Origin of the sequence: Streptomyces sp. NPDC058576 (assembly GCF_042718715.1) — a bacterium.
Lineage (GTDB): Bacteria > Actinomycetota > Actinomycetes > Streptomycetales > Streptomycetaceae > Streptomyces.
In genome coordinates this window covers 1-20,176 of the sequence record NZ_JBHXPF010000012.1, presented here as the reverse complement: position 1 = coordinate 20,176, position 20,176 = coordinate 1, and the positions used below count along the sequence as shown (strand labels likewise).

The following is a 20,176-nucleotide window of genomic DNA, read 5'->3' as shown; positions in this document are numbered from 1 at the left end:
ACGCATACTCTGGGCCGGACCATCTCGGAGATCCCGGAGTACACGGTGCAATTCCACGATTCGATGATCAGTCTTGTCGGCAACACCCCGCTGGTGAGGCTGCGCAACGTCACGGCAGGTATCCAGGCGACCGTCCTGGCCAAGGTCGAGTACTTCAACCCCGGCGGGTCGGTGAAGGACCGCATCGCGCTGCGCATGATCGAGGCGGCCGAGCAGAGCGGGGAGCTGAAGCCCGGCGGCACGATCGTCGAGCCGACCAGCGGCAACACGGGCGTCGGCCTCGCCATCGTCGCCCAGCAGAAGGGCTACAAGTGCATCTTCGTCTGCCCGGACAAGGTGTCCACGGACAAGATCAACGTGCTGCGCGCGTACGGCGCCGAGGTCGTCGTCTGCCCCACCGCCGTTGACCCCGAGCACCCGGACTCGTACTACAACGTCTCCGACCGGCTGGTCACCGAGACGCCGGGGGCCTGGAAGCCGGACCAGTACTCCAACCCGAACAACCCGCGCTCGCACTACGAGACCACCGGTCCCGAGCTGTGGGAGCAGACGGAGGGGAAGATCACCCACTTCGTCGCGGGCGTCGGCACCGGCGGCACCATCAGCGGCACCGGCCGCTACCTCAAGGAGATCAGCGACGGCGCGGTCCAGGTCATCGGCGCGGACCCGGAGGGCTCGGTCTACTCCGGCGGCTCCGGGCGGCCGTATCTGGTCGAGGGCGTCGGCGAGGACTTCTGGCCGAGCGCGTACGACCGGAACGTCACCGACGAGATCGTCGCGGTGTCCGACAAGGACTCCTTCCAGATGACCCGCCGCCTCGCCAAGGAGGAGGGCCTGCTCGTCGGCGGCTCCTGCGGCATGGCGGTCGTCGGGGCCCTGGAGGTCGCCAAGCGGCTCGGCCCCGACGACGTCGTCGTGGTGCTGCTCCCCGACAGCGGGCGCGGCTACCTGAGCAAGATCTTCAACGACGAGTGGATGGCCGACTACGGCTTCCTGGAGGACTCCGGCACCTCCGCCAACGTCGGCGCGGTCCTGGACTTCAAGGAGGGCCCGATGCCCTCCCTCGTCCACATGCACCCGGAGGAGACGGTCGGCGAGGCCATCGAGGTGCTGCGCGAGTACGGCGTCTCCCAGATGCCGATCGTGAAGCCGGGCGCCGGCCACCCGGACGTGATGGCCGCTGAGGTCATCGGCTCCGTCGTGGAGCGGCAGCTGCTGGACGCGCTGTTCACCCAGCGCGCCTCGCTGACCGACCCGCTGGAGAAGCACATGTCGGCCCCGCTGCCGCAGGTCGGCTCCGGCGAACCGGTCGAGGACCTGATGGCCGTGCTCAGCGGTGCGAGCGGCGCGGACGCGGCGATCGTGCTCGTCGAGGGCAAGCCCAAGGGCGTCGTGAGCCGGCAGGACCTGCTGGCGTTCCTCGCCAAGGACGCGGGCGCGGCGAAGGCCTGACGAGCCGGCAAGGCGCCCCCCGGGGTGTCCGACGGGGCTTCGCGAAAACGGTACGAGCGCGTCACGTCCGCGCAGCACCCGCTTAACACGGCTCCGGCACATTGGTGGGTGTCGGCAGGGAAACCCGCCGGCACCCAGAACGGCGACACCGGACTACGGAGCGGCTCCCGGACCTCCACCGTCGCCCGGACGCGGGTATCCGGCCCTGACCCGGACCGCGTCCCTCGCGGGGACCGCCGTCGTCCCGCCCCCCGGGCGACCGGGGGTGCGGCGGTCCCCGCGACATACCTCCGCGTACGACCTTCGCGTACGGCTTCCGCGTAGGACCTTCGCGTACGGCTTCCGCGTAGGACCTTCGCGTACGGCTTCCGCGTACGACCTTCGCGTACGGCTGCCGCGTACGACTGTGCGGCCGGACTCCCCCGTGGGTCCGGCCGCACAGTGGTACGCGGGGCCGCCGTCGTGCCGACCCCCCGTCTCTACCGGGGCCTCCGCCGCGTCCCGGAAGCTCCTGGGGGCTCAGTCCCTCCAGTCGGACGGTGTCCGCGCCTCCCGCCTGCGGAACAGCCCCCCGCCCCGCGCCGCCTGGAACGCGTTGACGCCGACGATGCCGAGCCAGGCCACCACCAGCCCCTCGATCCCGGCGTTCGCGACGCCGATCGCGGACAGCGGGACCGCCAGGACCAAGGACACGATCCCCAGGCCGTGGCGCTCCCCGAAGCTCCCCGGCTCCGTCGGACGCGCACCCCGGGTGGCGGTCATCTGCTGTTCGGCGAGCTGACGGCGGACCCGGCGGTCGAGCGTGGTGTCGAGGCGCTGCTCGACCTTCTCCAGGAACGACTCGATGAGCACGGACTCGTACTCCGCGCCCAGCTCGCCGCGGGCCTGGAGGGTGGCGGCGAGCTCCTTCTTGAGCTCGTGGTCACGGGCTTCCATGCGCACAACGGTACGGAGCCGGGGGGCCGTCGACAGTGGGGCTAGCCCCCGAATTCCGTGGGGCTAACCCCCCTCTCGGCCCCCTCGCGGACTTCCCCAGGCCCGCCCCTGCATATGGACATACAGCGACCTTCCTGGCTGAATAGAATGGTCGGCGCCGGTCGGGCGAGACGGATCCAGCAAGGGGACAGCATGAGTGGGAGCAGCCCCGCCGCACGGTTGCAGCGGCTCTTCGAGGGCCACCGGCTCACGCCCACCCAGCGGCGCATCGCGCACTGCATGGTCCGCCGGGCGGCCGACGCGCCGTTCCTCTCCAGCGTCGAGCTGGCCGAGCTGGCCGGGGTCAGCCAGCCCTCCGTCACCCGCTTCGCCGTCGCCCTCGGCTTCGACGGCTATCCGGCGCTGCGCAGACACCTGCGCGAGGTCGCGCCCGCCGACCCGGAGCAGGAGGACGCGGGGGAGGGGTACAACGAGTACCAGCAGGCCGTCCGCGCCGAGATCGAGAACCTCCAGCACCTCTCCGACATGCTCGCCGACCCCGCCCCCGTCGAGCGGGCCGGGCGGCTGCTCGCCGGCTCCCGGCCGTTGCCGGTGCTGGGGCTGCGCGCCGCCTCCTCGCAGGCGCGCGGCTTCGGCTACTTCGCCGCCAAGGTGCACCCCGACGTACGCGTGCTCGACGAGGGCGGCAGCATGCTGCCCGACCGGATCGACTCCGCCCGCCGGGCCGGCGCGACCGCCCTGATGTGCTTCGCGCTGCCGCGCCACCCCAAGGAGAGCGTGGACGCGCTCGCGTACGCCCAGGACCAGGGGCTGACCGTGGTGACGGTCGCCGACTCCGCCTTCGCGCCCGTCGCCAAGCACAGCGATCTGCTGCTTCCCGCGGCGATCGGCTCCGGGCTCTCCTTCGACACCGTCTGCGCGCCGATGCTGCTCGGCCGGGTGCTGCTGGAGGCCATGTGCGACGGACTCCCCGACGCCCAGGCGCGGTTGGAGGAGTTCGACGTACGGGCGGCGGCGCGCGGCCTGTTCGTGGAGTGAGGACCCGAGCCCGGCCCGCGCGGGGCGGCCCGTCGGCAAGCGGGTGGAGGCCCACCGGGCGACGGGCCGGCCCCGGCCGCGTCAGACCTCCAGCTCCGCCTCGATCTTCTTGAGCTGGTGGCGGGCCATCGCCAGGTTCGCCCGGCTCGCGTCCAGCACCAGGTAGAGGAACAGGCCGTTGCCGCCACGGGTCTTGAGCAGCCGGATCAGGTGGTACTGGGTGCCGAGCGTGATGAGGATGTCCTCGATCTCCTCCTTGAGCCCCAGGTGCTCCATGGTGCGGAGCTTGGCGCGGATCACGTCGGTGTTGCCCGCGGCGGCGACCTCCAGGTTGAAGTCCTTGCCCCCGCCGAGCGTGCCCAGGGCCATCCCGCTCGTGTAGTCGACGAGGGCGACACCCGTGGTGCCCTCGATCGAGCTCATCGCTTCCTTCAGTGTCGCTTCGGTGTTCGCCATGGGGGCTCGTTTCCTTTCCCTGGCCGGTCGCGGTGACCGGGTCCGTTTCGGTGCCGGCTTCTGCGCCGGTTTCTGTGCGGGCTGGTGCGCGGGCTTCTGCGTGATGGCTGAGTCCCGGTGGTTGTGGCGGTACGGGTGGGGGGATCGGGGCGGCCGCTGCGCGAAGGCGCGTTACGTGGGGCGTTGCGGCAGGGCGCGGTTGGGTGCGGTCGCGGGGCGCGGCGGAGCGGCGCGGGTGGGGTGCGCCGCGGGACGCTCGACGCGTTCCAGGGCGGCGTCGACGAGTTCGCCGATCCGGGCCCCCGCGCGGCGGCCCTCCAGATGGAGCCGGCCGACATTGATGCGGTCCTCGGCCAGCAGGGTCAGGACGGCGGAGGAGCCCGCGGCGTAGGTGGCGATGTAGCCGCTGCCGCCGCGGACCAGCAGTTCGCGGAAGCCGCCCCGGCCGGTGGCGTCGGTCATCCGGATGGAGACGCCGAGGGCGGCGGCGGTGAGGGCGGCGACGCCCTCCGCCTCGACGCCCGGGGTGTCGTGGGCGAGGACCAGGCCATCGGTGGAGGCGGCCAGCGCCCCGGAGAGCAGCGGGACCCGGGCGCGTAACCGCTGGAGCTCGTCGAGGACATCACGCACTTCGGCCTCGGGCACCATCAGCTGTCTCCTCCCGGCACGCTGTCTGAGCGCGCGTATCACAGGGCCTCCAATGCGTCTCGGAGTCGGCGCAGCAGGGCGATATCGGGGTCGGCCGTCACCTCGGGGAGCGCGATCCCGCCGGGCGTCGAGGCGGCCGGCAGGGGCTGGGCGCGGACCGCCTCCACCAGGCCGGCCGCGGCGAGGCGCCGCAGGTCGACCAGGATGTGGAACGCCGAACGGCCCAGCGCCTGCGCGATGTCCGAGGCCGTGCGGACCCCGTCGGCCAGCTCCAGGAGGCGGCGTTGCCGGGCCGGGACCGGGGCGTCGGTCCGGTGCGTCGTCCGCAGGAGCGGGGCGCTGTCGCAGGCGGGGTCGGGCCAGATCCGGTCCAGGAACTCCCGTCTGCGCAGCGTCTCGCGCTCGACGGCGGCCACCGGGACGGGCCGCACCGGACCGATCCAGTGCGCCACCCCGTAACGGAAGCGGGCGGGCGTCCCGGTCGGGGCGAGTGCGAAGAACGCGGCGTCGTACAGCGCGCCCAGGTGGCACAACTCCAGTGCGCCGCCCGGAACATGACCGCTGTCCACGAGATAGCGGCCGACCCGTCGGCCCGCCCCGGCCTGTGCCACGGCGTCCCACCAGCCCTCGTGCCGCAGGGTCCCGCCGGTGGTGAGCAGGACGTCGATGCCGGGGGTGGCGGGGCTCTCGGCGTGCACCACCTGGCCGTCGGCGAGGTAGAGCGTGCCGCGGTCGCGCATCAGGGCGCCGGTGGCGCGCTCGGCGGCCAGGCGCTGGAGCATCGGCGAGAGGACCGGGAGCCGGTCCGTCTCGGGTGCGTCGGGGTCGGCGGCTATCGCGCTCATGCCAGCACCAGCCGCTCGGCCAGTTCGCCGAGCCGCATCCGGGCGAGCGCGAGATTGCCTGCGGAGCGGTCCATCCACAGATGCAGGAAGACGCTGCTGTCGAATGCCGTCTCCACGAATCGGAGCATGTGGTATCCGTCGTGGGTGGTGACGATGACGTCCTCGACGGGGGTGCTCGGTGAGCCCGCCGGGCCCCCGGGCGGCTCGCCTCCGCCCTCTGCGGCGAGGTGGGCGAAGGCGGGCTGCTCGGCGGTCATGCGGGCGACCTCCGCCGTCTCGGCGGCGGTCGCCTCGTGGTCGCCGTTGGGGGAGTCCCCGATGGTGCCGAGGGCGAGACCGCTCGTCCAGTCGACCACCGAGGCGCCCCGGGCACCGGGCAGCCTCATGACTTCGAGCAGGCACTCGTCGATTCCGGGCACGCGGTTTTCCCCTCCCGACGTGGCGTACGGCTGTAACGCAGAGGCTACGCAACGTGCTCACGGCGGGTGGAGGTTCTGGCATTTTCCTTTGGTACATGCCCTCCGGGGTGTAAAGGAGCGGCTGAAATGTGGTGGCCGGGAGATGAGGTGACGCCCGGTCAGGCGGTGTCGGCGCCGGCCTTCTCGCGGGCCGTCATCACCACCTTGTTGAGCGCCCACAGCCCGATGCCGATCAGCAGCAGGATTCCGGCGCGTACGTACACGTCCCCGCCCCGGTCGGCGAGCGGGCTCGCGAGGATCAGCGAGGTGAGCGCGCCGAGCACCGGAAGCGCCGTGGGCGTACGGAAGTGATGGTGGTCCACCCGGTCCTTGCGCAGCACCAGTACGGCGACGTTGACCACGGCGAAGACGCAGAGCAGCAGGAACGAGGTGGTGTCGCCCAGCCCCTCGATCTCGCCGGTGGAGACCAGGCCGATCGCCAGGGCGGAGACGAAGACGATCCCGACCCAGGGGGTGCGCCGGCCGGACAGCACCTTGCCCATCGCGGGCGGCAGGATACGTTCGTTGGCCATGCCGTAGCAGAGCCGCGAGGCCATCATGATGTTGATCAGCGCCGAGTTGGTGACGGCGAACAGGGCGATCAGCGCGAAGAGTTTCGGCGGGAAATCGACGCCCCCGGCCTTCACCACCTCCAGCAGCGGGCCGCTGGATCCCGACAGGGTGCGCGAGTCGACCAGGAGTGAGGAGACCAGGGCGACCAGGACGTAGATGGTGCCGGTGACGCCCACGCCGATGAAGATGGCGCGGGGGAAGGAGCGGGCGGGGTTCTTGGTCTCCTCGGCCATGTTCACCGAGTCCTCGAAGCCGACGAAGGCGAAGAAGCCCAGCGCGGTGGCGCCGAGGACGCCGGTGAGCAGGGCGTACCCGGTGCCGCCGGTCTCGATCTGGGTCAGCCGGGAGGGCTCGCCCTCGCCGCTGAACACGGCGTACGCGCCGATCGCGAGGATCACCGCGAGCCCGCTGACCTCGACCAGGGTCAGGACGACGTTCGCCTTGACCGACTCGGCGACCCCGCGCAGGTTGATCGCGGCCAGGGCGAGGACGAACAGGATCGCGATCAGGGTCGGCGGCACCGCGTCGGTGAATTCACCCAGGTAGTCGCCGCTGAACGCCCGCGCGGCCGCGCTCGCCGACGAGAGGCCCGAGCACATCACCATGAAGGCGACGACGAAGGTCAGGAAGGGGATCTTGAACGCCTTCTGGGTGTAGAGCGCGGCCCCGGCCGCCTTCGGGTACTTGCCGACGAGTTCCACGTAGGAGGCCGCCGTCAGCAGGGCGACGACGAAGCCGATCGCGAACGGCAGCCACAGTGCTCCGCCGACCTTGCCCGCCACGTCCCCGGTGGTGGCGTAGATGCCGGTGCCCAGGATGTCGCCGATGACGAAGAGGATCAGCAGCTTGGGGCCCAGTGCGCGCTTGAGCGGCGGCGATCCGCCGGGCTTTTCCGGGTCCTCGGGGCGCCCGCGCCCTTCGGGTTTCGCTGGTTCGGGTGTGTCGGACGTGCTCATCGATGCCTCCGGTCCGGCCCGGGACGGGCCTCGGGTTCGGCCTCCTGCTCGGTAGGGAGAACCTGTTCCCGATCGCGACGCGAACCGCACCTGTTGACTACGACTATTCAGAGCAGCAGGATGTGAATAGATATTCACCGTCCCGAGGAGGCACCGCCATGTCAGGACCCCGCCCCGTACGAGCGCCGCGCGGCAGCTCCCTCAGCACCCTGGGATGGCAGCAGGAAGCCGCCCTGCGCATGCTCCAGAACAACCTGGACCCCGAGGTCGCCGAGCACCCCGACAAGCTCGTCGTCTACGGCGGCACCGGCAAGGCGGCCCGCGACTGGCGCTCGTTCGACGCGATGGTCCGGACCCTCCAGACGCTCAAGCAGGACGAGACGATGCTCGTCCAGTCCGGGCGGCCGGTCGGCGTCATGCAGACCCACGAGTGGGCGCCGCGCGTGCTCATCGCCAACTCCAACCTGGTCGGCGACTGGGCCAACTGGGAGGAGTTCCGCCGCCTGGAGGCGCTCGGCCTCACCATGTACGGCCAGATGACCGCCGGGTCCTGGATCTACATCGGCACGCAGGGCATCCTCCAGGGCACCTATGAGACCTTCGCCGCCGTCGCCGCGAAGAAGTTCGGCGGCACGCTGGCGGGCACCATCACCCTGACCGCCGGACTCGGCGGCATGGGCGGCGCCCAGCCGCTCGCCGTCACCATGAACGACGGCGTCGCCATCTGTATCGACGTCGACCCGCGCGCCATCGAGCGCCGCATCGAGCACCGCTACCTCGACGTGAGGGCCGACAACCTGGAGCACGCACTCCAGCTCGCCGTCGAGGCCCGCGACGCCCGCCGCCCGCTCTCCATCGGCCTCCTCGGCAACGCCGCCGAGCTGCTGCCCCGGATGCTCGCCGAGAGCGCGCCGATCGACATCGTCACCGACCAGACCAGCGCCCACGACCCGCTGGCCTACCTGCCGCTCGGCGTCGACTTCGACGACATGGCGGACCTCGCCGCCGAGAAGCCCGCCGACTTCACCCAGCGCGCCCGCGAGTCCATGGCCCGGCACGTCGAGGCCATGGTCGGCTTCATGGACGCCGGCGCCGAGGTCTTCGACTACGGCAACTCCATCCGCGGCGAGGCCCAGCTCGCCGGGTACGACCGCGCCTTCGACTTCCCCGGCTTCGTCCCCGCCTACATCCGCCCCCTCTTCTGCGAGGGCAAGGGCCCCTTCCGCTGGGCAGCGCTGTCCGGCGAGGCGTCCGACATCCACAAGACCGACAAGGCGATGCTGGAGCTGTTCCCGGAGAACGAGTCGCTGCACCGCTGGATCAAGATGGCCGGCGAGCGCGTCCACTTCCAAGGCCTGCCCGCCCGCATCTGCTGGCTCGGCTACGGCGAGCGCGACAAGGCCGGCGAGCGCTTCAACGACATGGTCGCGAGCGGCGAACTGGCCGCCCCGCTGGCCATCGGCCGCGACCACCTCGACTGCGGCTCGGTCGCCTCCCCGTACCGCGAGACCGAGGCCATGCTCGACGGCTCCGACGCCATCGCCGACTGGCCGCTGCTCAACGCCATGGTCAACGTCGCCTCCGGCGCCTCCTGGGTCTCCCTCCACCACGGCGGCGGCGTCGGCATGGGCCGCTCCATCCACGCGGGCCAGGTCTCCGTCGCGGACGGCACGAAGCTCGCGGGCGAGAAGATCCGCCGCGTCCTGACGAACGACCCCGGCATGGGCGTCATCCGCCACGTGGACGCTGGCTACGACATCGCGGAGTCCGTCGCCTCGGACAAGGGCGTACGCGTCCCCATGACGGAGGGCAACTGATGCCCACGGGCACCTCGGGGCAGGGCTCGGCCGGTGCGGCCGGGCCCACCCCTCCCGGTCCTGGACGACAGCCGTGGCGCGCCGGGGACTCCTTCCTCGCGATGTGGCGGGAGCTGGCGCCTATCGGGCGCCACCCCGACAGCGGCGGCTACCGGCGTTACGCCTGGTCGGAGGCCGACCTCGACTGCCGGGCCTGGTTCCGCGCGCAGGCCGAGGCGCGCGGGCTTGCCTACGAGAGGGACCGCAACGGCAACCAGTGGGCCTGGCTCGGCGACCCGCTGGCCGGGGACGCCGTCGTCACCGGCTCCCACCTGGACTCCGTCCCGGACGGCGGCGCCTTCGACGGCCCGCTCGGCGTGGTGTCCTCCTTCGCCGCACTCGACGAACTCCGGCGCAGGGAAGTGGAGTTCACCCGGCCGCTGGCCATCACCAACTTCGGTGACGAGGAGGGCGCCCGCTTCGGGCTGGCCTGCGTCGGGTCCCGGCTCGCCGCCGGACAGCTCACCGTCGCCGACGCCCACCGCCTGAGGGACGCGGACGGGACCAGCCTGCCCGCCGCCATGGAGCAAGCCGGATACGACCCCGGGACCATCGGCCCCGACCCGGAACGGCTCGCCCGGATCGGCGCGTTCGTCGAACTCCACGTCGAGCAGGGTCGCGCCCTCGACCTGACCGGCGACCCCGTCGGTATCGCCTCCGCCATCTGGCCGCACGGCCGCTGGCGGTTCGACTTCCGGGGCGAGGCCAACCACGCGGGCACCACCCGGCTCGTCGACCGCCGCGACCCGATGCTCACGTACGCCGAGACCGTGCTCGCCGCCCGCCGCGAGGCCGAACTGACCGGCGCGCTCGTCACCTTCGGCAAGATCGCGGTCGAGCCCAACGGGGTCAACGCGATCCCCTCCCTCGTCCGCGGCTGGCTCGACTCCCGCGCCGCCGACCAGGCCACCCTCGACGCCGTGGTCACCGGCGTCGAGCGCGCCGCCCGCCAGTACGCCGAGCGGGCCGGGATCGACCTCGACGTCGTCCGCGAATCGTTCACGCCCGTCGTCGAGTTCGAACACGCCCTGCGCGACGAGCTCGGCAAGATCCTGGAGGGCGCCGGCGACACGGGGCGGCCCGTGCCCGTCCTCGGCACCGGCGCGGGCCACGATGCGGGTATTTTGTCCGCCTCGGCGCCCACCGCCATGCTCTTCGTACGGAACCCCACCGGCATCTCGCACTCACCCGCCGAGCACGCCGCCGAGGACGACTGCACGGCCGGGATCGAGGCGCTCGCCGACGTACTGGAAGGTCTCGCGTGCAGCTGACACACCGGACGGCGGGCGCACCCGTCACCGCGACCTACTGGATGGACCACGCCTGGCTCGGCACGCACGTCGAGCCGGGCGTCACCCTGGACGTCGCGGACAGCCGCATCGCCGGGATCCGGACCGGGGTCGAGGCGCCGCCGCCCGGCGCGACCGCGCTGCGCGGCCTGACCCTCCCCGGCCTCGCCAACACCCACTCCCACGCCTTCCACCGGGCCCTGCGCGCCACGGTCCAGGTCGGCTCGGGCACCTTCTGGACCTGGCGCGAGCTGATGTACCGGGCGGCCTCCCGGCTCACCCCGGACACCTACTTCGACCTGGCCCGCGCCACCTACGCCGAAATGGCCCTGGCCGGCATCACCTCCGTCGGCGAATTCCACTATCTCCACCACGCCCCCGGCGGCACGCCCTACGCCAACCCGAACGCCATGGGCGAGGCGCTCATCGCGGCCGCCGCCGAGGCCGGGATCCGGATCACCCTGCTGGACACCGCCTATCTCGCCGCCGGTTTCGGCGAGCAGCCCAACCGGCACCAGCTGCGCTTCTCCGACACCACCGCCGAGGCCTGGGCGGAGCGCGCCGCCCTCCTCAAGGGCGACGACCACACGCTGATCGGCGCGGCCGTCCACTCCGTCCGGGCGGTGCCGGCGGACCAACTGGCCACCGTGGCGCAGTGGGCCGAGGAGCGGGAGGCCCCGCTGCACGTCCACCTCTCCGAGCAGACGGCGGAGAACGACGCCTGCCGGGCCGCCCACGGCCGCACCCCCACCCGGCTGCTGGCCGACCACGGGGTCCTCGGCCCGCGCACCACCGGCATCCACAACACGCATCTGACCGAGGAGGACATCGCCCTGCTCGGCTCCTCCGCCACCGGCACCTGCATGTGCCCCACCACCGAACGCGACCTGGCCGACGGCATCGGCCCCGCCGTCGCCCTGCAGAAGGCGGGCTCGCCGCTCTCGCTGGGCAGCGACAGCCATGCCGTGATCGACCTCTTCGAGGAGGCGCGCGCGATGGAGCTCAACGAGCGGCTGCGCACCCACATCCGGGGCCACTGGACGGCCGCCGCCCTGCTCCGGGCCGCCTCCGCCGACGGGCACGCCGCACTGGGCCGCCCCGACGCGGGTGTGCTGGAGCCGGGCGCCCCCGCCGATCTGACCACCGTGGCGCTGGACTCCGTCAGGACGGCAGGACCGGTGCCCCGACTGGCAGCGGAGACCGCCGTATTCGCCGCCTCCGCCGCTGATGTGCGGCACACGGTAGTGGCCGGGCGGCACATCGTCCGGGACGGCCGTCACACGCGGATCGAGGACGTGCCCCGGGCGCTCGCGACAGCCGTCGCGGCCCTGCACGGCTGACCCCGGACCCGCCCGCACCCCCGGAACGCGCAAGCACCCCGGATCCCCCGTAACGCAAGGAGAACACTCTCCAGATGACGACCACCGCCGTCACCCACATCGCCAGCCTGGTCACCAATGACCCCTCCCTCGACAACGGGACCCCCCTGGGCCTGATCCAGGACGCGGCCGTCGTCATCGACGGCGACCGCATCGTCTGGACCGGTGAATCAAGCAAAGCACCCGCCACTGACAACGTCCTCGACGCGGCCGGCCGCGCGGTGATCCCGGGCTTCGTCGACTCCCACTCCCACCTGGTCTTCGCGGGCGACCGCACCCAGGAGTTCAACGCCCGCATGTCCGGGCAGCCCTACCGCGCCGGCGGCATCCGCACCACCGTCGCCGCGACCCGGGCCGCCACCGACGAGGAGCTCTCCGCCAACGTCGCCCGCTACCTCGCCGAGGCCCTGCGCCAGGGCACCACCACCTTCGAGACCAAGTCCGGCTACGGCCTCACCGTCGAGGACGAGGCCCGCGCCCTGCGCGTCGCGGGCCGTCACACCGACGAGGTGACCTACCTCGGCGCCCACATCGTCTCCCCCGACTACGCCGACGACCCCGCCGGGTACGTCGACCTGGTCACCGGCCCCATGCTGGAGGCCTGCGCCCCGCACGCCCGCTGGATCGACGTGTTCTGCGAGCAGGGCGCCTTCGACGGCGACCAGGCCCGCGCGATCCTCACGGCGGGCCGCGCCAAGGGGCTGCATCCCCGTATCCACGCCAACCAGCTGAGTTACGGCCCCGGCGTCCAGCTCGCCGTCGAGCTCGACGCCGCCTCCGCCGACCACTGCACCCACCTCACCGACGCCGACGTCGACGCGCTCGGCCAGGGCAGCACGGTCGCGACCCTGCTCCCGGGCGCCGAGTTCTCCACCCGCGCCACCTGGCCCGACGCCCGCCGCCTCCTCGACGCCGGGGCCACCGTCGCGCTCTCCACGGACTGCAACCCCGGCTCGTCGTTCACCTCGTCCGTGCCGTTCTGCATCGCGCTGGCCGTACGCGACATGGGGATGACGCCCGACGAGGCGATCTGGTCCGCCACCGCCGGCGGGGCCGCCGCCCTGCGACGTACCGACATCGGCCGGATCACCCCAGGAGCCCGCGCCGACCTGGTCCTCCTCGACGCCCCGAGCCACGTCCACCTCGCCTACCGCCCGGGCGTCCCGCTGGTCAGCGCGGTGTGGCGGAGCGGACAGCGCGTGGTGTAGCACCCGGACAACGCGGAAGGACCCGCTCCCGGCGCTCCGGGGCGGGTCCTTCCGCACTGCTCGACGGCTCGCCGGGCCCCTGGGCGGGGCAGCGGGCCGGGTTCGGTCATTCCTCCAGGGTCAGACCCTTGCGGAGCTTTGTCAGCGTCCGGGAGAGCAGCCGGGACACGTGCATCTGCGAGATGTTCAGCTCCTCGCCGATCTCCGACTGCGTCATGTTGCTGACGAAGCGGAGCGAGAGGATCATCCGGTCCCGGGCGGGCAGCGCGGCGATCAGCGGCTTCAGCGACTCGACGTACTCGATGCCTTCGAGACCGTGGTCCTCGTAGCCGATGCGGTCCGCGAGGGCGCCCTCGTTGTCGTCGTCCTCGGGCTTGGCGTCCAGCGAGCTCGCGGTGTACGCGTTGCTCGCGGACATGCCCTCGACGACCTCCTCGGGGGTGATGCCGAGGCGCTCGGACAGCTCCGCCACGGTGGGCGCGCGGTCCAGCTGCTGGGAGAGTTCGTCGCCCGCCTTCGCCAGGTCGAGCCGCAGCTCCTGGAGCCGGCGCGGCACGCGCACGGACCAGCTGGTGTCACGGAAGAAACGCTTGATCTCGCCGACGATCGTCGGCATCGCGAACGTGGGGAACTCCACACCGCGGCTCAGCTCGAACCGGTCGATCGCCTTGATCAGGCCGATGGTGCCGACCTGGACGATGTCCTCCATCGGCTCGCTGCGGGAGCGGAACCGGGAGGCGGCGAACTTGACGAGCGCGAGGTTGAGCTCGACGAGGGTGTTGCGGACGTACGCGTACTCGTGGGTGCCCTCTTCGAGGGACTCCAGCCGCTCGAAGAGCGTCTTCGACAGGGCCCTGGCGTCCAGAGCGCCCACTTCGGCGTAGGGCGGGATCTCGGGAAGCCCTTCGAGCCCCTCGCCGGAAGCGCCGGAGAAGTCTGAGGTGGTGCCGGTCGTGCTGGTCATATCGGTGGTGCTGGTCGTGCTGGTCGTGCTGGTGCGCGGGCCGGGAACGGCGCTCGCGGCGGGGGAGTCGGAATTGGTCGGTCCCTGAGGACATGCCGACGACGCGTTGTGGGTACGCGCTACGTCGAGCCGGGGTGACATGGTTCTCCTCCATCGTTCTCGGCATATGGCTGCCGATGCCCATACGTGTTCCTGCGGTGAAGCGGCGCCTCCGAAGCCGGTCGCTTTTCTGGTGTCCCTCTACCCATACCCGGTCCTGGCCAGCAGTGACAAGCGCCAATTGCTGCTATATGTCCGCTTTGTTGAGGTCTCCGACTACCGCGTGGCGAACGAAACGCGTACTGTTTTACGCACGTCGGCGGCAGCTACGCATACAGCCGCACAGGCAGTGACGCGCACAGTGACGAACGGCGAAGAGGGACAGGCATGGACCGCGGGACGGTCGGCAGTGCGAACCGGGGGCGGCTTCAGGTCGAGGCCCGGACCGAGGGGATCAGTGAGGTCGTGACGCCGGTGGGTGAGCTCGACCACCACACCGCCGATCTCCTGCGCGCGCCTCTGGAGAGTGCGGTCGAACAGGGGCGTTCGCGCCTGGTGGTCGACTGCTCTCGCCTGGATTTCTGCGATTCCACCGGGCTGAACGTCCTGCTCGGCGCCCGCCTCAAGGCGGAGGCGGCCGGAGGAGGGGTTCATCTGGCCGGAATGCTGCCCGTCGTGGCGAGGGTGTTCGAGATCACCGGCGCTGAGGCGGTCTTCACCGTCCACGCCACGCTCGACGAGGCCCTGGCCACCTGACCCGGCACGAGCGCGGGACCGCGGACATCCCCGATGTCGTCCGTGTCACGCGATCGTGTGCCTCAAGTGGGTGTTGTTGCGATATGGCAGGGCAGGAGACACCCCGGCGGCGCCCCGCAGGGGATCCGGCACACTCGGTAACTGATCATTATCTGTTCAACGGCGACATGGCGACATGGCGAATCGGTGAGGTGAAGCGCTGATGAGCACCACCCGGCAGCATCCGCCGGGCGACCTCGGTCGCGAGCCGGACGAAGCGGGCGCAGCCTCGCCCGTCCCGGCCGAGCGGCAGTGGCGCACGATCTCACTCGGGCAGGCCAGCGGCATCGTTCCGATGGCCCGTGACTTCGCCCGGCAGGCGCTGCACGACTGGGGCTGGCTCCCGGCGTCCACCGCGGACCGCAGGGCGGCCGCCGAAGACGTCCTGCTGGTCGTCTCCGAGCTGGTGACCAACGCCTGCCTGCACGCGGAGGGTCCCGAGGAGCTCCGGATCGGCCGCAGCCCCAAGGCGCTGCGGGTGGAGGTCGTCGACCGGGGAGCCGGGCAGCCCGCACCCCGCACGCCGCACCGCGCCGGCCGGCCCGGAGGGCACGGCATGTTCATCGTGCAGCGCCTCTGCCTCGACTGGGGTGTGCTGCGTACGCCGGACGCCCCGGGCAAGACCGTCTGGGCGGAGCTGGCCGCCCCCGCCTGACCGCACCCCTCACCCCCCGCACCTCCGCACCACCGAAGAGCGCGCCGGATCGGCGCGCTCTTTGTCTTCCCTCCATCAGGCCCCGGGCGTACCTTGAGCGCCGAATCTGATGTGCCGTCAGTAATGTGCGCCCGTACGGGTCGTGGCGCGCGGCGGCGTCCGGCAAGAGGGGAACACGAGGTGTCGAACCAGAAGCGGACAACTCTCGCGCTGGCGGCCGCGCTGGCAGGCTCGATCGTGGTGGCGGGCGCGCCCGCCGCGCACGCCGAGGTCGTGGACGTCAACTACCAGTGCGTGACGCCCATCGGGCCCAAAGGGGCGGTCTCGCCCATCGATATCAAGAGCGTCAGGAGCGGCGCCGGCTACAAGCTCACCATGTCCTTCCAGAAGGGCGTCTCCTCCAGCCCGGTCGAGCTGGGGAAGGGGGCCATGAACCCGAGCGCCGTGATCGAGCTGGGCGGCGCGGAGGAGGGGAAGGTCCAGGTCTCCGGCCCGGCGAACACCGAGGCGATTCCGGCCAACACCCCCATCAAGATCAGTGACTTGTCGGGGACGTACACCCCGAAGAAGAGCGGCAAGGTCACCTTCACCGCCGGAGTCCTCACCATCAAGGCCCTCGGGACGACGACCACCTGTACGCCCAAGAACAGCCCCGGCCCGTCCCTCGAACTCGACGTCCAGGGGGCGGGCGGTTCGTCGGGCGGCGGCACCACGGGCGGCGGCTCCTCCGGCGGCTCCTCCGGCGGTGCCACGGGAGGCGCCTCGGGAGGCGGCGAACTGCCCCGCACCGGCCCGCTGGACTCGGTGGCGGCGCTCGGCACGCTCGGCGGCACCGTGCTGCTGACCGGGGCGGCCGGAGTGCTCTGGCTGACCCGGCGAGGGCAGCGCTCCGCGGGCTGACCACGGCCCGTCCGGCCCATCCAGCACATCCGGAGCGCACGGTACGTACCGCCCGCACGGCAGCGCCACCGCCGCCGGAGAGGCAGAGGAGCCGCCCATGTCGCCACCCACCCCGCGTCCTGGCCGGGCGCCGCTCGTCCTCACGGCGGCGCTCGCCGCGCTGCTGTGCGGGATCACCCCGCTCCCGGCCGCCGCCGACGACGGTCCGGCGGACTGGACGGCCCGGCCCGCCGGTGGACGTACCGACCGGGACGCCAGGCCGTACGTCTATCTGGAGGGCACCCCCGGCACGGTCCTCCAGGACCGCCTCGCGGTGACCAACCACGGCCGGGACCCGCTGACCGTACGGCTACGGGCCGACGGCCGGGCCGGCGGCTGGATCAGGTTCGCCGAGGACGCGGTCACCGTCCCGGCCCGGACCCGCGCGGAGGTGCCGCTCGCCCTCACGGTGCCGTCCGACGCGGTGCCCGGTGACGCTTCCGGGGAGGCCGTGGCCCTCGGCGGGGGCGAGGAGATCCGCGTACCGGTCCAGGTCCGGATCGGCGGCCCGACGCTGGCGGCGCTCACCGTCGAGGACGTCGAGATATCCGGCGGGACCATTCGCTACGCCCTGGTCAACCGGGGCAACGCGGTGCTGAGGCCCCGGCTGGCGGTGCGCGCCGACGGGGTGTTCGGCACGCTGCTGGACCGCCCGGAACGGCCCCTGCGGCTGGAGCTGGCCCCCGGCCGACGGGCCGAGCGAACCGAACCCTGGCCCGACGCCCCGGCCCTGGACGCCGTCACCGTACGGCTGCGGGTCACCGCGTCGGGGGGCGCCCGGGACGAGGCGGAGGTCTCGGCGACGTACCTCCCGGTGGTCCCGGCCGTCGGCGGCGGGCTGCTGGTCCTGGGCGGCCTGGCCGCGCTCGCCTCCGGCGCGTACCGACGGCGACGCACCACCGGGCACGGGCCGGACACGGAGTCCGCCGACGCCCGGCCACCGACCACAGGGACGAGGCCCCCGGTGACGGCCGGACTCCCGGTGAAGGCGGAACCTTCTGTGCAGGCGGGAGTGAGAACGTGACGCAGCAGCCCGGCCCGGCAGCCCCCGGACGCACCGGCCCCCGGCCCTACATCGCCTTCCTGGCGCTCCTGGCCCTCCTGCCCGCCCTCTTCGTCCTGACCGCGCCGGGCACCGCCCGGGCTGCCGACGGCGACCCCACCGTCAGCCTGTCCAAGAAGGAGGCGGGCAAGGGCGGGGAGATCACCGTCAGCGGCGGCAACTGGCGCCCCGAGACCTTGCTGATGCTGTTGATCTGCGGTCGGTCCACGCCGGAACGGGGCGTGATCGGCGGCACCAACTCCTGTGCCAACGCCGACGGCCGCGCCGTCACGACCGACAAGAAGGGCGCCTTCCGCAAGAAGCTGCCGGTCACCGAACCGCCGAAACCCTGTCCCTGCGTGGTGCACGTGGCCACGGTGACGGGCGAACAGGCCATGGCCGACGCGGTATTCACGGTGGCGGGCCATCCCACGGCGGACCTGCCGCGGCAGACCGGCGACGGGAGGCTCGCCGTGCTGGCCACCACCCGCCTGGAGGGCGACAGCTCCCTGCTCACCTGGTTCGGGGCCCCGCCCGCCCGCCGGCTCGTCTTCACCGTCGGCAATCTCGGGTCCGCCCCCGTCAAGGATCCCGTCTTCGAGATCGGCACCGCGCACGGCGTCTACGCGCCCCAGTGGGAGGAACGCCAGTGGCGCGGCACGGTCGCCGCCGGCGGCAAGGCGCGGATCGAGCTGCCGGTCGAACTGTCCGCGGGCGCGCACGGCGACTACCAGGTCTCCCTGCGGTACGGGGACAAGGTGCTGGCCGAGCAGCCGTGGGGGGTGGGCCGCCCGTGGGGCGTCATGCTCTTCTGGGTCCTGCTCTGCCTGGTGGTCCCGGCGGCCGTCTTCCGTATCGGCATGGCGATCGTCGACAAGGCCAGGCCCCGCCCCGCGGGCGCGCACCGTACGCGGAGGCGGCGGGCGGGCCTCAGGCCGAAGCCCGCCACGAGCCCCGGTCCCGGTCCCGCCGCTCCCGCGACCGCGGAGACCACCGCGACCACGAGCACGACCGCGACTACGACCGCGACTACGAGCACGACCGCGAACACGGCCGTGCTGCCGTGGTTCACCCCGGATTCCGCACCGTCAGAGAACCGACCCCGACCCACGACGAAGGGACAAGCGTGAGCACGCAACGGAGGATGAGCGCGGCCGGAGTCGCGCTGATGCTCGGCGGCGCGGGCATCCTGATGGCCGCGAGCCCGGCCCAGGCCGCCGAGGTCAGTTACGCGACGGAGTGCGTTCCGCCGCCGATCTCGGGACTGCCCGCTGTGCAGGGCACCACGAAGGTGGAGCTGACCGCTCCGGCCGAGGCGAAGGTGGGCGACGAGATCGAGGTCGTCTGGAAGACGGTCGAGGCCGCGTCCAAGAACCCGGACGTGCTGGACCTGGGAGCGGACACGGTCAAGCCGACCGGGACCGTCACCCTGGGCGGTGCGGCGAGCGGCGAGCTGAAGCTGGAGGGCCCCCGGCAGAACCCGCCGATTCCCAAGAACAGCCCCATGGTGCTGCCCGACATGAAGGGCACGCTGAAGCTGGAGAAGGCCGGGGAGATCACGCTCACCCCGGGCGCGTACAACATCAACGTGTCCAGGCCGATCTCCACGGACACCAAGTGCGCGCCGAAGGAGGAGGTGCGGCCGGGCGTCACCATCAAGGTCACCGAGGGCGGCGGCTCCACCACGGGCGGCACGACTTCCGGCGGCACGACCACGGGCGGTACGGACACCGGCGGAACCACCTCCGGAGGCACCGACTCCGGCGGTACGACGGCGGGCGGCACGGACTCCGGGGGCACGGACAGTGGCGGCACCGACTCCGGAGGCACCACGTCCGGTGGCGGTGACGGCGGGAGCACCGGCGGCGGGGGCGGCGAGACCGACTTCCCCGGCAAGGAGGTGTCCGTCGCCTACGCGTGCAAGACCCCCATCGGCGACAAGAACGCCACCTCCCCGGTCCGGATCAGCGCCAAGAAGAACGGCGGCGCCTACGACCTCACCGTGAAGTTCAGCAAGTCCGTGATGGACAGCCCGATCGACATCCCGGCCGAGCAGGTCAAACCGTCCATGGACGTGAAGCTCGGCGGGGCGGACCAGGGCACGGTCAAGGTCGAGGGGCCGCTGAACAAGGAGGTCATCAAGACCGGCGCCCCGATCGAGATCCCCGACCTCACCGGCACGTACAAGCCCGGCGCGAGCGGGAAGTCCACGCTCAGCCCCGGCGTCCTGACGGTGATGGCCGCCGGTACGACGACCACCTGCACGCCGTCCGGCGACGTGGCCGTCTCCCTGGAGCTGGACACCTCCGCCCAGCCGGGCGGCGCGTCCGGCGGCAGCGGAAGCGGTGGCGCGGCGGGCTCCGGCGGAGCCGCGGCGTCCGGCGGCGGCACGGACTCGGGCGGCGGCCTGGCCGCCACCGGGGCCGAGGACGACGGCGCGCTGAGGGCGCTCGGCCTGGTCGCCGGCACGGCTATCCTGCTGGGCGGCGCGGTGTTCACGTTCACCCCGTGGCGGAAGCTGCGCGGCGCGCGCTGAGCCGGTACCGCGAGCCGGGCGACCACATGGCGGCGGGGGGGGGGGGGGGAGGAGGGGGGGGTCCCCCGCCCCCCCCCCCCGCGGGCGCGCATGAGGTAGAGCCCCGGGAGAA

At 72.4% G+C, this 20,176-nt stretch carries 19 protein-coding genes; 12 read left to right on the top strand and 7 right to left on the bottom strand.

Going from position 1 to position 20,176, the window contains the following annotated elements:
* Positions 1–45 precede the first annotated feature (45 nt).
* Positions 46–1,452 carry a cystathionine beta-synthase gene (locus ACFWRV_RS12010; protein WP_384332144.1) on the top strand — a complete coding sequence of 469 codons (1,407 nt, stop codon included), beginning with the start codon at positions 46–48 and terminating at the stop codon, positions 1,450–1,452.
* A 519-nt stretch (positions 1,453–1,971) separates the two neighbouring features.
* Here the strand turns inward: ACFWRV_RS12010 and ACFWRV_RS12005 are convergent.
* Positions 1,972–2,388 (bottom strand): hypothetical protein, encoded by a 417-nt coding sequence (locus tag ACFWRV_RS12005; RefSeq protein ID WP_384332141.1) that lies wholly within the window; start codon positions 2,386–2,388, stop codon positions 1,972–1,974.
* A 192-nt stretch (positions 2,389–2,580) separates the two neighbouring features.
* Between ACFWRV_RS12005 and ACFWRV_RS12000 the strand changes: the two genes are divergently transcribed.
* Positions 2,581–3,426 (top strand): MurR/RpiR family transcriptional regulator, encoded by an 846-nt coding sequence (locus ACFWRV_RS12000; RefSeq protein ID WP_384332139.1) that lies wholly within the window; start codon positions 2,581–2,583, stop codon positions 3,424–3,426.
* Positions 3,427–3,507: 81 nt separating this feature from the next.
* Here ACFWRV_RS12000 and ACFWRV_RS11995 read toward each other — a convergent pair whose 3' ends face one another.
* The 5 genes from ACFWRV_RS11995 to ACFWRV_RS11975 all read right to left on the bottom strand — a co-directional run bounded on the left by ACFWRV_RS11995 (position 3,508) and on the right by ACFWRV_RS11975 (position 7,362).
* The gene (locus ACFWRV_RS11995) at positions 3,508–3,882 is read right to left on the bottom strand and encodes a hypothetical protein (RefSeq protein WP_384332136.1); all 375 of its coding nucleotides are present in this window, start codon (positions 3,880–3,882) and stop codon (positions 3,508–3,510) included.
* A 171-nt stretch (positions 3,883–4,053) separates the two neighbouring features.
* Positions 4,054–4,530, bottom strand: a complete 477-nt coding sequence (locus tag ACFWRV_RS11990; RefSeq protein ID WP_384332132.1) for a roadblock/LC7 domain-containing protein — start codon at positions 4,528–4,530, stop codon at positions 4,054–4,056.
* 38 nt (positions 4,531–4,568) lie between these two features.
* Positions 4,569–5,375, bottom strand: coding sequence for a winged helix-turn-helix domain-containing protein (locus tag ACFWRV_RS11985; protein WP_384332129.1), 807 nt, complete (start codon positions 5,373–5,375; stop codon positions 4,569–4,571).
* On the bottom strand, positions 5,372–5,794 hold the full coding sequence (locus ACFWRV_RS11980; RefSeq protein ID WP_384332126.1) for a hypothetical protein: 423 nt from the start codon (positions 5,792–5,794) through the stop codon (positions 5,372–5,374). Before ACFWRV_RS11980 ends, ACFWRV_RS11985 begins: the two co-directional genes overlap by 4 nt.
* Before the next feature lie 158 nt (positions 5,795–5,952).
* On the bottom strand, positions 5,953–7,362 hold the full coding sequence (locus tag ACFWRV_RS11975; RefSeq protein WP_384332124.1) for an APC family permease: 1,410 nt from the start codon (positions 7,360–7,362) through the stop codon (positions 5,953–5,955).
* Positions 7,363–7,520: 158 nt separating this feature from the next.
* Here ACFWRV_RS11975 and hutU point away from each other — a divergent pair, with 158 nt between their 5' ends.
* From hutU to hutI, 4 genes are all read left to right on the top strand, one after another.
* Positions 7,521–9,179: a urocanate hydratase gene (gene hutU, locus ACFWRV_RS11970; RefSeq protein ID WP_384332121.1), complete on the top strand. Its 1,659-nt coding sequence runs from the start codon at positions 7,521–7,523 to the stop codon at positions 9,177–9,179.
* A complete protein-coding gene (locus tag ACFWRV_RS11965) occupies positions 9,179–10,489 on the top strand; it encodes an allantoate amidohydrolase (protein WP_384332118.1) in 1,311 nt (436 codons plus the stop codon). The genes hutU and ACFWRV_RS11965 overlap by 1 nt, the downstream gene beginning before the upstream one ends.
* Positions 10,480–11,847, top strand: coding sequence for a formimidoylglutamate deiminase (locus ACFWRV_RS11960; protein ID WP_384332115.1), 1,368 nt, complete (start codon positions 10,480–10,482; stop codon positions 11,845–11,847). Before ACFWRV_RS11965 ends, ACFWRV_RS11960 begins: the two co-directional genes overlap by 10 nt.
* A 74-nt stretch (positions 11,848–11,921) precedes the next feature.
* On the top strand, positions 11,922–13,094 hold the full coding sequence (gene hutI / locus ACFWRV_RS11955) for an imidazolonepropionase (protein WP_384332112.1): 1,173 nt from the start codon (positions 11,922–11,924) through the stop codon (positions 13,092–13,094).
* A 106-nt stretch (positions 13,095–13,200) separates the two neighbouring features.
* Here the strand turns inward: hutI and ACFWRV_RS11950 are convergent, their stop codons facing one another.
* Positions 13,201–14,199: an RNA polymerase sigma factor SigF gene (locus tag ACFWRV_RS11950; RefSeq protein WP_384332109.1), complete on the bottom strand. Its 999-nt coding sequence runs from the start codon at positions 14,197–14,199 to the stop codon at positions 13,201–13,203.
* 285 nt (positions 14,200–14,484) lie between these two features.
* Between ACFWRV_RS11950 and ACFWRV_RS11945 the strand changes: the two genes are divergently transcribed.
* From ACFWRV_RS11945 to ACFWRV_RS11920, 6 genes are all read left to right on the top strand, one after another.
* Positions 14,485–14,853 carry an STAS domain-containing protein gene (locus ACFWRV_RS11945; protein WP_384332106.1) on the top strand — a complete coding sequence of 123 codons (369 nt, stop codon included), beginning with the start codon at positions 14,485–14,487 and terminating at the stop codon, positions 14,851–14,853.
* 202 nt (positions 14,854–15,055) lie between these two features.
* Positions 15,056–15,547 carry an ATP-binding protein gene (locus ACFWRV_RS11940; RefSeq protein ID WP_384332103.1) on the top strand — a complete coding sequence of 164 codons (492 nt, stop codon included), beginning with the start codon at positions 15,056–15,058 and terminating at the stop codon, positions 15,545–15,547.
* A gap of 180 nt (positions 15,548–15,727) precedes the next feature.
* A complete protein-coding gene (locus ACFWRV_RS11935) occupies positions 15,728–16,447 on the top strand; it encodes a peptidase (RefSeq protein WP_384332100.1) in 720 nt (239 codons plus the stop codon).
* 97 nt (positions 16,448–16,544) lie between these two features.
* Positions 16,545–17,510 (top strand): hypothetical protein, encoded by a 966-nt coding sequence (locus ACFWRV_RS11930; RefSeq protein WP_384332097.1) that lies wholly within the window; start codon positions 16,545–16,547, stop codon positions 17,508–17,510.
* Complete coding sequence (locus tag ACFWRV_RS11925; protein WP_384332094.1) at positions 17,507–18,658, top strand: hypothetical protein; 1,152 nt, start codon at positions 17,507–17,509, stop codon at positions 18,656–18,658. The genes ACFWRV_RS11930 and ACFWRV_RS11925 overlap by 4 nt, the downstream gene beginning before the upstream one ends.
* A gap of 14 nt (positions 18,659–18,672) precedes the next feature.
* On the top strand, positions 18,673–20,064 hold the full coding sequence (locus tag ACFWRV_RS11920; RefSeq protein WP_384332405.1) for a hypothetical protein: 1,392 nt from the start codon (positions 18,673–18,675) through the stop codon (positions 20,062–20,064).
* Positions 20,065–20,176: the final 112 nt, after the last annotated feature.